Annotated in this window: 12 protein-coding genes; 9 read left to right on the forward strand and 3 right to left on the reverse strand. The window is 37.1% G+C overall.

Going from position 1 to position 16,299, the window contains the following annotated elements:
* Window positions 1–120 precede the first annotated feature (120 nt).
* The 9 genes from NMU02_RS02700 to cas6 all read left to right on the forward strand — a co-directional run bounded on the left by NMU02_RS02700 (window position 121) and on the right by cas6 (window position 10,101).
* On the forward strand, window positions 121–864 hold the full coding sequence (locus NMU02_RS02700) for an MlaE family ABC transporter permease (protein ID WP_255025821.1): 744 nt from the start codon (window positions 121–123) through the stop codon (window positions 862–864).
* Complete coding sequence (locus tag NMU02_RS02705; RefSeq protein WP_255025649.1) at window positions 861–1,658, forward strand: ABC transporter ATP-binding protein; 798 nt, start codon at window positions 861–863, stop codon at window positions 1,656–1,658. Before NMU02_RS02700 ends, NMU02_RS02705 begins: the two co-directional genes overlap by 4 nt.
* Before the next feature lie 187 nt (window positions 1,659–1,845).
* Complete coding sequence (locus NMU02_RS02710; RefSeq protein ID WP_255025650.1) at window positions 1,846–2,889, forward strand: sugar kinase; 1,044 nt, start codon at window positions 1,846–1,848, stop codon at window positions 2,887–2,889.
* 70 nt (window positions 2,890–2,959) lie between these two features.
* Entirely contained in the window at window positions 2,960–3,631 is a 672-nt protein-coding gene (locus tag NMU02_RS02715; protein WP_255025651.1) for a bifunctional 4-hydroxy-2-oxoglutarate aldolase/2-dehydro-3-deoxy-phosphogluconate aldolase, read from the forward strand.
* A gap of 93 nt (window positions 3,632–3,724) precedes the next feature.
* Entirely contained in the window at window positions 3,725–5,179 is a 1,455-nt protein-coding gene (locus NMU02_RS02720; protein WP_255025652.1) for an MFS transporter, read from the forward strand.
* 138 nt (window positions 5,180–5,317) lie between these two features.
* Window positions 5,318–6,916 (forward strand): phosphoenolpyruvate carboxykinase (ATP), encoded by a 1,599-nt coding sequence (gene pckA / locus NMU02_RS02725; RefSeq protein WP_255025653.1) that lies wholly within the window; start codon window positions 5,318–5,320, stop codon window positions 6,914–6,916.
* Between the two features lie 256 nt (window positions 6,917–7,172).
* Complete coding sequence (locus tag NMU02_RS02730; protein ID WP_255025654.1) at window positions 7,173–7,994, forward strand: peptidylprolyl isomerase; 822 nt, start codon at window positions 7,173–7,175, stop codon at window positions 7,992–7,994.
* A 1-nt stretch (window position 7,995) separates the two neighbouring features.
* A complete protein-coding gene (locus NMU02_RS02735; protein WP_255025655.1) occupies window positions 7,996–9,234 on the forward strand; it encodes a M16 family metallopeptidase in 1,239 nt (412 codons plus the stop codon).
* Between the two features lie 93 nt (window positions 9,235–9,327).
* Window positions 9,328–10,101 carry a CRISPR-associated endoribonuclease Cas6 gene (gene cas6, locus NMU02_RS02740; RefSeq protein WP_255025656.1) on the forward strand — a complete coding sequence of 258 codons (774 nt, stop codon included), beginning with the start codon at window positions 9,328–9,330 and terminating at the stop codon, window positions 10,099–10,101.
* 145 nt (window positions 10,102–10,246) lie between these two features.
* On the opposite strand, the gene NMU02_RS02745 is transcribed toward cas6, so the two are convergent.
* From NMU02_RS02745 to NMU02_RS02755, 3 genes are read right to left on the reverse strand one after another with little or no spacing between them, the layout of a single operon-like run.
* Window positions 10,247–12,142, reverse strand: coding sequence for a DUF3858 domain-containing protein (locus NMU02_RS02745; protein WP_255025657.1), 1,896 nt, complete (start codon window positions 12,140–12,142; stop codon window positions 10,247–10,249).
* 7 nt (window positions 12,143–12,149) lie between these two features.
* Complete coding sequence (locus NMU02_RS02750) at window positions 12,150–14,159, reverse strand: DUF3858 domain-containing protein (RefSeq protein WP_255025658.1); 2,010 nt, start codon at window positions 14,157–14,159, stop codon at window positions 12,150–12,152.
* A 38-nt stretch (window positions 14,160–14,197) separates the two neighbouring features.
* Entirely contained in the window at window positions 14,198–16,183 is a 1,986-nt protein-coding gene (locus NMU02_RS02755; RefSeq protein WP_255025659.1) for a DUF3857 domain-containing protein, read from the reverse strand.
* Between the last annotated feature and the right edge of the window lie 116 nt (window positions 16,184–16,299).

Here is a 16,299-nt window from a genome sequence, read left to right on the forward strand (position 1 = left end):
CTATATTAACGATAGATTCGTTTTTTTTAAAGATCATACCGTCTGAATCCGAGATTTTTTGTATAAGTTTGTAGAATGAAAATGAAAATTTTCGATTCAAAAATAAGTTGAAGTATGCTGTTGACCAAGTCATTATCTAAGTTTGGCGACTATGTTATCCTCATGGGCAGGGTATTTTCGATACCCGACCGATGGAGTGAATTTTTTAAACGTTATGTTGCCGAAGTATATAAATTGGGAATAGATTCTATTGCGATCGTTGTTACCATTTCTCTATTTATTGGAGCGGTTATTACTATTCAGGTGTCCCTGAATATTATGTCTCCTTTGATTCCCCCATATACGGTAGGGCTTGTTACCAGGGACACTCTTATTCTCGAATTTTCATCGTCGATCATGTGTCTTATTCTGGCCGGTAAAGTCGGATCTAATATTGCCTCGGAGATAGGAACGATGAGAGTTACCGAACAAATAGACGCTTTAGATATTATGGGTGTGAATTCGGCCAATTACCTTATTTTGCCGAAAGTTGTCGCATTAGTAACTTTTATTCCGGTATTGGTTATTTTCAGTATGTTTATGGGGCTTTCAGGAGGATACCTTATCGCTATTTTTTCAGGGATGATTTCTCCATCGAAGTATATATACGGTTTACAGAGTTATTTTCAGGAATATTATATCTGGTATTCTATTATTAAATCGTTTTTCTTTGCTTTTGTTATCAGCTCGGTCGCTTCTTATTATGGATATAATGCACGGGGAGGGGCTTTGGAAGTAGGAAAAGCCAGTACCGATTCGGTTGTCGTAAGCAGTGTGATGATTTTGTTACTCGATGTTTTACTCACAAATTTATTATTGCAATGATCGAAGTAAAGAAAGTAAGTAAATCGTTCGACGGGAAAAAGATACTGCATGATATTTCCGCCACTTTTTATACCGGCAAGACAAATTTAATTATCGGTCAAAGCGGATCGGGTAAAACAGTACTGATGAAATCGATTGTCGGTCTGATAACTCCCGAGTCGGGGCAGATTTTATATAACGGTAAAGATTTATTGGCAATGAATCGTAGTGAGGTACATGCTTTGCGGTCGGAAATAGGTATGCTTTTTCAGGGATCGGCCTTGTTCGATTCTCTTACCGTATTGCAAAATGTCATGTTCCCTCTTACTATGTATACGCGTAAGTCGATGGCTCAACGTATAAAAAGGGCGGAGTTTTGTCTTGAAAGGGTCAACCTGAAAGGCGTGAATAACTTGTTGCCTTCGGAGATAAGCGGGGGAATGCAAAAACGGGTAGCCATAGCCCGGGCCATAGCCTTAAATCCTAAATATCTTTTTTGCGACGAACCTAATTCGGGACTCGATCCACGCACATCTATACTTATCGATGAGTTGGTAAGCGATATTACTAAAGAATATAATATTACTACAATTGTAAATACTCACGATATGAACTCGGTGATGGGCATCGGTGAGAATATTATTTTTCTGAATAAGGGGCATAAAGCTTGGGTTGGAAATAAAGAAGAAATATTTACCGCTAAAAACGAGGCTCTCGATGATTTTGTTTTTGCTTCCAATCTTTTTAAAATGGTAAAAAAATATGTCGTAAAAGAGCATCTCGAATCTTTTTTCGATATTAAAGAAGAGGGTTGAAAATTTTTTATATCAAGGGTTGATAGGTAGAATAGAGACCGGCTATCGATTAAAGATAGAATCGGGAATACTATCTTTATAAATTAAAAAATGAGAATTAGTGCAATCGATTGTTCTATTTTCGGAATATTGTTTATATTTGCACCGTATTTGCTAAATCACAAGTTTTTATTTTATTATTTGATCAATGAGCAAGAAAGTTATTACGTTTGGAGAAATCATGTTGCGTCTTGCAACACCGGGTTATCAGCGATTTTGTCAGGCTACCGAATATACGGCTACTTATGGTGGTGGGGAAGCTAATGTTGCAGTTTCTCTCTCAAATTATGGTATAGATGCGTATTTTGTTACCCGTTTACCTGAAAATGACATTGCACGGAATTGTATCATGGAATTACATAAACACGGAGTAAAAACCGATCATGTAATATACGGCGGCGAAAGGCTTGGCATTTATTTTCTGGAAACAGGAGCTGTTGCACGTGCCAGTAAAGTCGTTTATGATCGGGCTCATTCCTCGATTTCGGATATAAAGCCTGGAATGATCGATTGGTATGAGGTACTAAGAGGTACGGATTGTTTTCACTGGACGGGAATTACTCCTGCTTTATCGCAAGGGGCGGCTGAGACTTGTCTTGAGGCCATACAGGCAGCCAATCGTATGGGTATTATGGTAACTTGCGACCTTAATTATCGTAAAAATCTTTGGAAGTATGGTAAAAAGGCATCTGAAGTGATGCCCGATCTGGTTGCCGGTTGTGATGTCATACTCGGCAACGAAGAGGATGCGGAGAAAGTGTTCGGTATAAAACCGGAAGGTTTCGATGTAACGCAGACCGAAGGAGAGGTAAATGCGGAAGAGTTCGAATCGGTATGCCGGCAATTGATGTCTCGTTTCCCGAGGGTTCGGAAAGTGATTATAACTTTACGTGGATCGGTAAATGCCAATCATAATACCTGGGGAGGGGTTTTGTATGACGGAAGTCGATTATATAAGTCAGCTCGTTACGATATAACTCATATCGTCGACCGCGTGGGAGGTGGAGACTCTTTTATGGGTGGCCTTATTTACGGTTTACTGACCTATAACGGAGATGACCGGAAAGCCTTGGATTTTGCAGTAGCGGCGTCATGCCTGAAACACACTATATACGGGGATTTTAATTTAGTGACGGTAGAAGAAGTGGAAAAATTGATGAGTGGAGATTCATCCGGTCGTGTTTCGAGATAAAAAATAATCTATTTTCAGAAAGAGAGACAGCAAATGTGTTGGACTTTTTGACTTTAAAAATTTAATCAATATGGCAAGGTTTTCAAAAATCAGGGTTCTCGAAACTATTTCATCTACAGGCTTGGTGCCTGTGTTTTATCATCGGGATTTAGAAGTAGCAAAAAAAGTTGTAAAAGCCTGTTATGAAGGAGGAGTACGTGCATTTGAATTTACAAATCGGGGGGATTTCGCACAGGATGTATTTGCTGCATTAGAAAAATACGTAGCAACCGAATGCCCCGATATGATCCTCGGAGCGGGATCGGTTGTTGATGCAGGGACAGCCTCGTTATACATACAATTAGGAGCTAATTTTATTGTGGGGCCTTTATATAATCCCGATATAGTAAAAGTATGTAACAGGCGACTTATACCTTATACACCCGGCTGTGGATCGGTATCGGAGATCGGGTATGCACAAGAGGCCGGTTGTGACTTATGTAAGGTATTCCCGGCAGGAAATGTAGGAGGACCCTCTTTTGTTAAGAATTTAAAAGCACCTATGCCCTGGTCGATGATAATGGTTACCGGAGCAGTGGAACCTACCGAGGAGAATCTTTCGGCATGGATAAATGCAGGAGTGACTTGTGTAGGTATGGGATCGAATCTTTTTCCGGCTGATGCAATCGAAAAGGGCGATTGGGAGATAGTAACCCAAAAATGCAGGACTGCACTCGAGATAATAAAGAAGTACAGGAAATAGACATAATTAAACTTTCTGTCTTCGATTGGTGAAGATGGAATTTTTACTTAATGACTCACAATAAGAAAAACACTCAAAAATAAGAATTATAGAATGAATACGTTACTGAATCAGAATGGTCGGATGACAAACTACAGATGGATCATTTGTATGATGTTGTTTTTTGCGACTACGGTTAATTATCTCGACCGGCAGGTTTTGTCGCTTACTTGGAAAGATTTTATTGCTCCCGAATTTCACTGGACTAATGACGATTACGGTGATATTACAGCGTTATTTTCTATTTTTTATGCTGTAGGAATGTTATTCGCAGGACGTTTTGTCGATTGGCTCGATACAAAGAAAGGATTTCTCTGGTCGATTGGAATCTGGTCGGTCGGTGCTTGTTTGCATGCTTTTTGCGGAATCGCTACTTCGGGTATCGTAGCCGGAAAGTGGCTGGTCGGTTTTGAAGGGGCGAAAGATGCCATAGCTCTTGTAGGAGATGCCGGCAAAATTATTAACGTGAGCGTAGTACTTTTTATTTTTGCCAGATTGGTGCTTGCCATCGGTGAAGCCGGGAATTTTCCGGCAGCTATAAAAGCGACTGCCGAGTACTTTCCTAAAAAAGACCGGGCATTGTCTACCAGTATTTTTAATGCCGGAGCCACGGTAGGAGCATTGGCTGCACCGGTATCGATACCGGTAATTGCTACCCATTTCGGTTGGGAAATGTCTTTTATCATTATTGGTGCTTTGGGCTTTATCTGGATGGGATTTTGGGTATTCGTATATAAAAAGCCCGATCAGAACCCCCGCGTAAATAAGGCCGAACTGGATTACATACAACAAGATAAGGGATCGGCAGAAGAGGCGAAAGACGAAACTGCAGAAGGGAAGAAGCTTTCATTTGTCGAATGTTTTAAATTCAAACAGACCTGGGCCTTTGCTTTCGGTAAATTTATGACCGATGGTGTTTGGTGGTTTTATTTATTTTGGACTCCGGCCTATTTGAGTTCGGTATACGGAATGAAGTCTTCTGACACGGGAAGCCAAGCTGCGATCTTTGTTTTATATGCGATTACGTTATTATCGATAATCGGTGGGTGGTTACCTACTTATTATGTTGATAAAAAGAATATGAATCCTTATGCGGGGCGTATGCGTGCCATGCTTATTTTTGCTTTTTTCCCTTTGCTGGCATTATGCGCACAACCGTTGGGGCATCTTTCATATTGGTTTCCAGTCATTATTATCGGTATTGCCGGAGCTGCACATCAGGCCTGGTCGGCAAATATATTTTCAACAATTGGGGATATGTTTCCAAAAAGTGCTATTGCAACGATTACCGGTATCGGTGGTATGGCAGGAGGAGTAGGCTCGTTCTTTATCAATAAAGGATCGGGTATGTTATTTGATTATGCCGAGTTAAATAATATGCAATTGCTCGGATTCAAAGGTATAGAATCGGGATATTTTATTATTTTTTCAATTTGTGCTTTTGCCTATCTAATAGGTTGGGGAGTTATGAAAATGCTTGTTCCCAGATATAAACCGATAGAATTGTAAGAGATAATTAGATTGTGAAAATAAAAAGAGCGACAAATTTTGTCGCTCTTTTTATTTTATTATCAGAACCTTAGTAAACAAAAAGGAAACGATAATGTTTATCTGTGTGTATATGAAAGAATATAAAAACAATAAATTATGACACAAATTGATTTAAGCAAATACGGGATTACCGGAGTAAAAGAAATAGTTTATAATCCCTCCTATGAAGATTTGTTCAAAGACGAGACCGACTCTTCTTTGACTGGTTTTGAAAAAGCCGAAGTTACCGATACCGGTGCGGTTGCTGTGAAAACAGGTAAATTTACAGGTCGATCGCCGAAAGATAAATATATCGTGAAAGACGCTACGACCGAAAGTACGGTTTGGTGGGACGGGCGTATAAATCATGCGATGAGTACGGAAGTATGGATCGATCTTAAAAAATTGGTTGTAGGAGAATTGTCCGATAAAGACCGTCTTTATGTGGTAGATGCTTATTGTGGTACCAATGAAGATACGCGATTGAAAGTACGTTTTATTATGGAAGTAGCCTGGCAGGCTCATTTCGTTAAAAATATGTTTATAAGGCCGACGGATGATGAATTGAAAAATTTCGGTGATCCGGATTTTGTCGTTCTTAACGGTTCGAAAATAACCAATCCTAAATGGAAAGAACAAGGGTTGAACTCGGAAGTATTCGTCGCTTTTAATTTAACAGAACGTATGCAGATTATCGGTGGTACCTGGTATGGCGGAGAAATGAAAAAAGGAATGTTCAGTATGATGAACTATTACCTTCCTTTAAAAGGTATCGCCTCAATGCATTGTTCGGCAAATGTGGGAATCAACGGAGATGTCGCTTTATTTTTCGGATTATCCGGAACCGGAAAAACGACTCTGTCTACCGACCCGAAGCGTTTGCTTATCGGAGACGATGAACATGGATGGGATGATAACGGTGTGTTTAATTTCGAAGGCGGATGTTATGCGAAAGTTATCAACTTAAGCAAAGAAAATGAACCTGAAATATGGAATGCCATACGTCGGGACGCTTTACTCGAAAATGTCGTGGTACGTAAAGACGGTAGTATCGATTTTGCCGATGCTTCTATCACTGAAAATACCCGTGTTAGTTATCCGATCTATCATATCGACAATATTGTAGTACCTTCCCGTGCCGGACATGCATCAAAAATCATATACCTTTCGGCCGATGCGTACGGAGTTTTACCACCGGTATCGATACTTGACGAAAAACAGGCGCAATATCATTTTATTAGCGGATATACTTCGAAACTGGCGGGTACCGAACGAGGAATTACCGAGCCGTTGCCTTCATTTTCTCCGGCTTTCGGTGAGGCTTTTCTTACTGTACATCCAATGATGTATGCAGCCGTTCTTGCCCGTAAAATGCACGATCATCATTGTAAGGCTTATTTGGTAAATACCGGATGGAACGGTACGGGAAAACGAATATCGATAAAAGAAACGCGCGCGATTATAGATGCGATTCTTTCGGGAGATATCGAAAAGGCGCAAACAAAACACGTACCGATACTTAACCTGACAATACCTACTGCATTGCCCGGAGTGGATTCAAAAATTCTCGATCCGCGTGATACCTACGCAGATGTAAAAGAATGGGAGAAAAAAGCACGCTCACTGGCCAAAAAATATAACGATAATTTTGTACAGTATGCGACAACGCCCGAAGCAGAAGCTTTAATTGAGTTTGGACCCGAAAAAATAGAGTAAAAAACTAAATGAATATAAAAAAAGGTTGCATAGCGTTATTATGTGACCTTTTTTGTTTGTTAGTTCATAATATTAAGTATCTTTAAACCCTAAATAAGGTTGGGATAAATAAAAATTACTAATGCGTAATATATATAACTCAATAGCAGTTAGATAAAATCTCAATTGAAAAACATTATGCTGAATCAACAAATAAAACAAATGAAAAGGAACAAGGGTACATATTGTTCTTAATATTGTTGTATGTAAGCTGTTTATGATACGATCTTTACTATATATATTAATTTTAATATTAATTAATATGAGCTGTTCCTCAGGAAACGGAGATAAAAATACATATGTAAAAATTGAAACGGATTATGGTGTAATTACATTGAAATTATACGATGAGACTCCTTTGCATAAAGAAAATTTTATAAAACTGATAAAAGAAGGTGCCTATAACGGTACTTTATTTCATCGAGTGATAAAAGATTTCATGATTCAGGGAGGAGATCCCACATCGGTAAATGCACCAGCAGGAAAGTCGTTAGGAATGGGTGGCCCCGGTTATACTATTCCGGCAGAAATTGTTTTTCCGACTCATTTTCATAAGAAAGGGGCTTTGGCTGCTGCTCGTACAGGAGATGATGTAAATCCGGGAAAAGAGTCTTCGGGTTCACAGTTTTATATTGTTACGGGTAAAGTTTTTTCAGGAGGAAATTTAGTTTCGCTCGAGAATAGTCTGACTAAACAGAGAGAAACCCGAATTTTTAATCGTCTTGTCGGCGAACATAAATCTGAAATTATGCAGTTACGCCGTAATCGGGATAATGAGGGTTTGTATGAATTGCAGGAAAAACTGATTGCGGAGACTAAAGAACGTTTACAGGAAGAAGGTCCATTTGTATTTACCGACTTACAGCGGGAAGCGTATACTACCGTAGGAGGTGCTCCTCATCTCGACGGCGAATATACGGTTTTTGGAGAGGTCGTTGAAGGATGGGACGTACTTGATAAAATCGAGAATGTAAAGACCGATACGAAAGACCGGCCGAAAACAGATATAAAAATGAAGATCGAAATCGTAAGGGAATAAAGTGATAAAAGTTAACCGACATATTTTATCAAACGGATTGAGGCTGTTGCATCATTACGACGACAGCACTCAAATGGTGGCGCTTAATATCGTTTATGATGTTGGATCGAAAGACGAGGATCCTCAGCGAACGGGTTTTGCTCATTTGTTTGAACATCTTATGTTCGGCGGTTCTGTGAATATCCCTGATTTCGATACCCCATTGCAGATGGCCGGAGGGGAAAATAATGCATGGACTAATAATGATATCACAAATTATTATTCTGTCATTCCCAAACAGAATGTAGAAACTGCTTTTTGGCTTGAATCGGATCGTATGTTATCCCTTGATTTTTCAGAGAGGAGTTTATCGGTACAAAAACAGGTTGTGATTGAGGAATTTAAACAACGAAACTTGAATCAGCCTTATGGGGATTTGTATTTGTTGTTGCGTCCTTTGGCATACAAAATACATCCTTATCGCTGGTCGACGATAGGAAAAGAAATCAGCCATATCGCTGATGCAACACTCGATGAGGTAAAAACTTTTTTCTACAGACATTACGCACCCAATAATGCAATCCTGTCTGTTGCAGGCAATATTACGTACGAAGATACCTTATGGCTTGCCGAGAAATGGTTCGGCCCGATTGAATCCCGTGACATTGTAAAACGAAAATTGCCGCAGGAACCGATTCAGAATTCGGCTCGTTTTGGTGAAGTATCGCGAAATGTCCCTCTCGATTTGGTTACAAAAGCTTATCATATTTGTGGACGGAATCATTCGGATTATGCCGGTGTCGATCTGCTGTCGGATATATTATCTAACGGGACTTCATCGAGGTTATATCGTGAACTGGTAATGGATCGTAAAATATTTGCCGAAATAGATGCTTATGTGACCGGAGATATTGACCCGGGACTGTTTGTCGTTAGCGGAAAGCCGAATAGAGGAGTGAATATCGAGGATGCGGATAAGATTATTACCGAGGAAATAAATCGTCTTATTATAAAAAAGGTAGATGAAAGCGAGCTGGAGAAAGTCGTCAATAAATTTGAATCTAATTATTTATTTTCAAATTTGAATTATCTGAATAAAGCGACAAATCTGGCTTATCACGAACTTATAGGTAAAGCAGAGGATATAAATAGAGAGATAAATAAATATTTAAGCGTGACCCCGGATAAATTGCTTCGTATAGCTTCGGAAACTTTTGTTCCTGAAAATTGTACGACATTTTATTATAGAGCGCAGAATTAGAGATCGTGTCTTTAGAATGGGCAAGGGTATAGCGAAAAATAGGATTATTGTGAAAAACAGAGTTTTTTTAATTATTGCAAATAAAGTGCTGATATGCGATTTAAATTAATACTTTCGGTAAAACCGGAAAATTTTGGAAATATTTTACCAGTGAGTTATCAGTATGAATTGTCTTCTTGTGTACATCGGAAGCTGACTGATAATGTGGAGTTATATGGGGATTGGTTGAGGATGAATGGTTTTTTACCCGAAATGAATACGAAATACCGTCTGTTCTCTATTTCTAATTTTTATATTCCCCGAATCAAAGTCGAAGTCGATAGGTTGTATATTTTGGCTAAGAGGGTTCAATTATGGATATCGTTTCTTCCTGAAAGAGGAACGGCCGAATTATTGAATCACCTGTTTTTGGGGCAAACTTTGTTGATCGGAGATCGTCACAGTAAAGTGGAATTTCTTGTAGATGAAATAATTCAGAATGAAATGCCGGATTTTACACAAACCATGAATTATTTATCTTTATCCCCGATTGTTTTAGCGAATGTACGTCCGAACAGAAGTCTTGAATATATCGGACCGGAATGTCCCGAGTATTCACAGGCCTTTATTCAGACAATTCTCGATAAGTATGCGTATTTTTACAGAAAAGAATATGCCAGTGATTTCAATTTCGATCTCGAATTACTCACTCCTGCAAAAAGAAAAGGTATCTTTATAAAAAGATTTACTGCAGATGAGACGAAAATCATCGGTTATATGTATAAATTTAAACTTACTTTGCCCCCGGTATTGCACCGCTTGATTTACAATACGGGATTAGGTGAAAAAGTTAATTTGGGATTCGGGTGTGTCGAAGTATTAAAATGATAAATATCTTTGATTCGAAAATAACTTTATAATTTTATAAATTCTGTTATCGCGTATCTTATATTCATTCCTGCAAAAAGATAATAATAATATAGTCTTATTACCGGATAAAAAATCGGGCCTTTTTAAAAGAGGCCTGATTTTTTTATTGTGTTGTACTATCGGATTCTTTTTTCAGTACGGCTTTTACCTGATACAGTTGATTTACGTGTTTATGAAATTCATACAGTTCGTTGTATTTCGAAGCATCGAATTTTCCTGAATACTTAATTAAGTCATATCGGGCAATTAACTTGTTATCTTGTTTGACATATCGTGTCGTAAAAGTGCCGAAAGGAGAATATATTTCGATATTCTGAGGTATGGATTCTAACGTATATCCAGAGGGTATTGTAAGTGTGATACTGTCGGTATCGTGAAATCCGTAAGGAATTATAATCGGTCGTATTCTTTCTTTTTGGGGGAGTTGTGTTATTCCTTCTCTGAAAGGATTTAAGTTTATAAACAATCTTTTCCCTGTGTTTTTAAGGATTTGTGTAGTTTTAAAGTTATAAACCAGTGATGAAAAAGGTCTTTCGTTTTCAACCTTAGTATACTCGATATTGCTTATATCAGGGTTGATGATATTTAATCGTTTTCGTATGAATTTTACTTTTTCGTCTGGTTTTAAAAGATCAAAATTCGATGTGGATATGAATTGTTTTAGTGCATTTATTTCGTTTACGAAGCCCGATATTTCTCCATTTTCATTAATACTGATATCAGCACGTATATAAGATTGGTTTTCTTGGTCGCTATAATCGGGTATTGTCGATAATTTTCCTCCATCGGGAGTTATTAGTAAGACATCATGACCGGCATGCGTTCTAAAACCAAAGGGTTCTTTAGAAGTGCATTCTAACCACAAGGTATCTTTTTGCATAGGTACGGCTACGATTTCGTGGTTAGCTTGGGCGCTGGCAAAATCTTTTAGCAATTTTTTTTCGTTTGTATTAATAATTGTGTTATAAGCCGTTATACCTACTTCTTTTAATATTGCAGTCATATAATTAGAAAGACCTTTACAATCTCCGAACCCCGTTTTATATACCTCGGTTGCCTCCATCGGTTGCAGTCCTCCGATACCTATTTGTATACTTATATAGCGAGTATTATTTACCAGATAATCGTATAGTATTTTTATTTTATTTATTTGTGTTTTACATGTATCAGTCAGTTCATGTATTTTAAGCTTTAGTTCTTCTGGTAGTTTATCTCTTCCTTCTTGTAAGGCATATAGCCAGTTTCCGTAAGTTTTCCAGTCAGTCATATCTCCGGTTAAGTTTTTAAATGCGAATCTGACGGGAACTACGTACAACGAAGGAGTAATTTCTGCGAAGGGAGGAGCGTAGTATTCTTCGGTAAATGCCTGAATGGAATCGGCGCTCCAAGAATACGTATCCCCTTTTTTATCGCGGGTTATTACAGGTTCTTTTATTCCTGAAAGAGATTTGTATTTAATCGTATTGAATCCATTTAGAGCTATACTGTATACGCTATTGATAACACTGATATTGTTTCCTTTTTGAGGGATAAATATCGGTAGACCTATAATCCTTTTTTTATATAGAGTTTCGTGTTCATAACGAACTGTATAGGGGTACTGACCTATTTGCGGTGTATAATAATATGTTCGTCCGTCAGATGCCAAACCTTCATTGTATTCGGTAATTTTGAGATCGTTTTTTGATATTTTTTTTATTTCTTTTCCGTTTTTGTCGTAGATAATTCCTTTGAAAGATACCAATTCCTGAAATGAATCGTTATAGGCAAAGAAAAAACCGTATTCTTTGCCGTTTTTGTTCAGTACAGTCGTAATTGTAATTTCCCGTTCTATTCCGTTATTTTCTCCTGTGAAACTAAATTCGAGTCTGTCAGCCTGTAATACAGCATCGGCATTACGGGTAAAGTATTCTGGAATATCTATCGGTTTGTATTGGGCATTTAATGGGAAGAAACTCATAAAAGCTAAAGACAGAACCCATAAATTTTTTTTAATCATTCTTTAATCATTTTTTTTGTATTACAATTTGTTCGTTACATTTTCCGATCATAGCAGAATAAAAAGTTTGTAAGTCTTTGTATTCTTCAGGAAGGAAAACCGACCTTTTGTTTTCGAACATGAATTGTATTTTGATTTTGTTTCCCGATTGTGAAGAGATAAATTTACAACTCAGTGTTTTATCGGTATTTATTATGGTTGTCGTTTTAGGGATTTCATTTATCTGATAATTTTCAGGTATACTCAATTCTATATTGTAATGTATGAGTTTATTATAATCGAATTCTATGGGGTATTTTCTGTTTACGGCGGTAAACGGAGATTCTTTAACATAATCAATTAACAATGGATTCAGGTATAACATACTTTCGTTTACGATTGCCTGTTTCGAGAATGTCGCTTTTGAAGATGCCTGGTTTAGGATGCTGTCTGGTGCAAAACCCTGATAATCGGTAATATCACATCCAATTTCGTCCCCCCAATATTCCTTTAATTCCTCGATAGAATAATTTCCGAGAGATTTTTTGTAAGCATAGGCATTTTGTCCCGTAAACTGTATTGCAATATTTCCGGTGATAATTCCTTCATCGTTTAACTGAGCTTTAATTGTAAAACTGGCAGCATTGCGGGAAAGATTATCTATATTTTTCCATTCTCCGTTTTCCCTGCCTTTGAAAAGACGACCTTGTTCGACAAGAAGATTTGTATCGAATACATTAATATCTCCATATTTAGAGCATCCGTCGAGATAAAAATATTTATTGTCAGCTTCTTCTACAGCGACAATAAAGGTATTTAATTTGTCTATAGTCGGAAAAGCCATCGGGATGCGGCCATTGTCACGAGTACTGATAAGTACGGGATATGCTTTTAATCCTACAGCATTGAGTGTACTGATAAGTATAAAGTTAATTTGAGCACTGTTACCTACTCCGGTTGTTAAGGCCTCTCTTATGTTTTTCCCCGAAAGGCGATATTTATTATCCCAATTTATTTTTCCTTGTACATATTTTAGTGTGGTACGAGCTTTTTCCCGGATATTTTCGATTTGAGCGATAACTTCGGTTTCTTCTTTGGGATAGGGGCATTTCATTCGTAAAAGTTTTCCGAAATTATCGTCTTCTGTAAGGTTATTTTCTAAGTCTTTCCAGGTGCGTGTGAGGGGTTGGTAGTTTCTTCCCGGAAAAGCTAATCCGTCAAGTTCGAAGGTAACTTTAGGGCAAAAATCATTAAGACACCAAATATAATTTTCGGGCTTTAATGCGGGTACTGTATCGGATATCATAATATATTTGAGCGTTTTTGTAGAAGTGTGCTGGTTTTGCATACCTTCTTGCAGAGTGAAAGTCTGTGATCCCTGTTCGGTCGTGAAATGAGGGGGAGGCCAGCCCGTGGAAATTGCGTTATAACGGTAATAGTCGGGAGCTTCGAATGATAATTTACTATGAAATACAGGAATATCTCGTTGGGTTTTCAATTCGGGAACATCCATGTAAAAATCGGAATAAAAAGTATATTTATATTCAATTACACTACCTACTTTTGCGCCGGGAAGCGTAAACTTTTTTTGCCAGTAATAATCATCGGTCTGCTCATCGAATATATATTCGTTTTTCAGTTTGTTTTTTATGATTTTACCTTTTTCGAGGTTATATACTGTGCCTTGTAGATCGATTATTTTTTCTTCGGTAGTTTCGTTGATTGTGACTTTTCTGAAATAAGGAATCGAGATATTGGCATATTCAAGGCCTTTTTCATTGAGTATTTTTATTTTCGTTTTGTAATCGGTGACGAGTTGGAAACCTTTCTTTTCGGAGTAATCGAAATATGTTTCGGAATATTCGAAAAGGACTACCGCATCGGCTGACGAGTCGGGTGTATAGGTCGTCATTTTCAATTCGTCGTCATTTACTTTACCGTATTTAAGATTTATTTTCTGAGAGTATGAAGAGAAAATATTACATAATAATACGAATAAAAGAAAATAGCTGTTTCTTTTTTTATATACAAAGTTCATCGTTTAGAGGTATTTAAAATATTTATGATAATAGTAAATTATTTATTTTTTTTTAAAACAATCTGTTCGGTACTTTTACTGATCAGTGCCGTGTAAAAATTCTGAAGGTCTTTATATTCTTCCGGTAGGAATAACCTTTTTTTCTTTTCGACCATAAATTGTAAATTAATTGTATTTTCGGTTGTCGATGAATAGAAACGACATATGTATGAATTATCGGGATTAACAAGCGTAGTACTTTTGGGTAACTCGCTTACGCTATAATCATCGGGGATTTTGATAGATATATTAAAATGATCGAGATTATTATAATCGAATTCTATCGGATATTTTCTCGTCGGAGAACTAAACGGAGAACTACTCATGTAATCGACAATAAGAGGTGTAAAATATATCATATCATCATTCGTCGTAGTTTGTTTATTAAATTTTAATATAGCTGAAGCTTGGTTTATGAGGGTATCGGAATCATTTTTCTGAAAATCGTTTATTTCTATGTCGTAGCTATTATTTGCCGATTCTTTTAGTTCGTCGAGGGTTAAAGTTCCGCATGATCTTTTAAATTCAAAAGCGCATTCACCTGTAAACTGAATTGTCATAGTACCGTCAATAAGGCCGTTTTCGTCTATTTTTGCCTGAATAAGGTAGCTGGTAGCATTTCTCGATAAATTACTCAGATTTTCCCAATGACTAACAGCAACTCCTTCGAAAAGCCGGGCATTTTCCGATAATAATTTTATATCGAGTACATTTATGTCTCCGTAAGGAGAACCGCCGTCGAGATAAAAATAAGTACTGTCTGTTTCAGCGATAGCTATAATAAAAGTATTTATTTGGTTTAGAGATGGAAATGAAGTATTAATTTTACCATTATCTCTTGTACTGATAAATACAGGATAAGCATCGAGACCGGCTGCTTTTAGCATACTTAGAAGTACGAAGTTTATTTGAGCGTTATTTCCGGTACCATTTTTTAGAGCATCGTTTGTTCCATACCCGCTGAAGCTATAATTCCCATTCCATGATATTTTGTTCTGGACGTATTTTAATGCTTTACGGGCTCTTTCTCTCTTGTTTTCTATTTTTTTGAGGTTTTCGGCATCGTCTTTATAGGGACATTTCATTTCGAGTAATTTCCCGAAATTTTTATCGGCCATAATATTTTGTTCTAAAGTTACCCAATTTTTGGCGTAGGCTTTATAGGTATTTCCTGGCAAAGCGATTCCATTTAATTCGAATTCGATTCTGGGGCAATAGTCATCGATACACCAAATATGGGTTTCGGGTTTTAATGCTTTTACTGTGTCGGCAATAACTTTATATTTTGTTGTTTTAGCTTGTAGGTATTCGTTTTTATATCCATTTGAAAACGAAATTGTTTGTACGCCCGATTCGCTTTTGAATACAGGTAGATCCCATCCTTTAGCTTGGGCATTGTATCGGAAATATTCGGGTGCTTCGAGACTTAGTTCACTATGCCAAATAGGGATTTTTTTCATCGTTTTAAGATCTGGAATATCTTCGATAAAGTCGGAACAAAATGTATATTTATATTCGATAACACTTCCTACTTTAGCATTAGGAAATGTAAATTTTTTTTGCCAGTAATTCTCATCGCTCTGTTCGTCAAAAATATATTCTTTATTGAGTTTGGTTTTTATGATTTTTCCGTTTTCGAGGTTATAAACATATCCCTGTAAATCGGTTATTTCTTCTTTTAATGATGAATTTACTTTGGAATCATAGTACGGAATTGAAATATTAACATATTTGAGACCTTCATCTTTAAGTATTTTTATTTTAGTTTTATAGTTGGTGATCAAACGTATGCCTTTATTTTCATTAAAGTCGAAATGAGAATCGGAATATTCGAAAAGTACGACGGCAACGGCTGAAGTATCAGGGGTGTACGTTGTCATCTTAAGTTCGTCTTCATTTACTTTACCGTATTTAAGACTGATGTCTTGTGCTTGAATAAGAAATAAATTCCCTAAAAAAAGGAGAGTTAAAAATGTGTGTTTCATGGTTTTGTGTTTAAGTTTTACATTAGGCAGTTACGTAAAAATTGTAGGTTAATGAGCTGTGTGATGTATAATTTTATGTATAATCTATCACTGTAAAATTTTACAGTGATAGATTA

This window comes from Coprobacter tertius, from assembly GCF_024330105.1.
Lineage (GTDB): Bacteria > Bacteroidota > Bacteroidia > Bacteroidales > Coprobacteraceae > Coprobacter > Coprobacter tertius.

Bases quoted from the DNA above. Each gene is read 5' to 3' on its own strand.
- cas6 (WP_255025656.1), top strand. From the start codon at position 9,328: ATGCGATTTAAATTAATACTTTCGGTAAAACCGGAAAATTTTGGAAAT.
- NMU02_RS02715 (WP_255025651.1), top strand. From the start codon at position 2,960: ATGGCAAGGTTTTCAAAAATCAGGGTTCTCGAAACTATTTCATCTACA.
- NMU02_RS02730 (WP_255025654.1), top strand. From the start codon at position 7,173: ATGATACGATCTTTACTATATATATTAATTTTAATATTAATTAATATG.
- pckA (WP_255025653.1), top strand. From the start codon at position 5,318: ATGACACAAATTGATTTAAGCAAATACGGGATTACCGGAGTAAAAGAA.
- NMU02_RS02705 (WP_255025649.1), top strand. From the start codon at position 861: ATGATCGAAGTAAAGAAAGTAAGTAAATCGTTCGACGGGAAAAAGATA.
- NMU02_RS02755 (WP_255025659.1), bottom strand. From the start codon at position 16,183: ATGAAACACACATTTTTAACTCTCCTTTTTTTAGGGAATTTATTTCTT.
- NMU02_RS02720 (WP_255025652.1), top strand. From the start codon at position 3,725: ATGAATACGTTACTGAATCAGAATGGTCGGATGACAAACTACAGATGG.
- NMU02_RS02745 (WP_255025657.1), bottom strand. From the start codon at position 12,142: ATGATTAAAAAAAATTTATGGGTTCTGTCTTTAGCTTTTATGAGTTTC.
- NMU02_RS02750 (WP_255025658.1), bottom strand. From the start codon at position 14,159: ATGAACTTTGTATATAAAAAAAGAAACAGCTATTTTCTTTTATTCGTA.
- NMU02_RS02710 (WP_255025650.1), top strand. From the start codon at position 1,846: ATGAGCAAGAAAGTTATTACGTTTGGAGAAATCATGTTGCGTCTTGCA.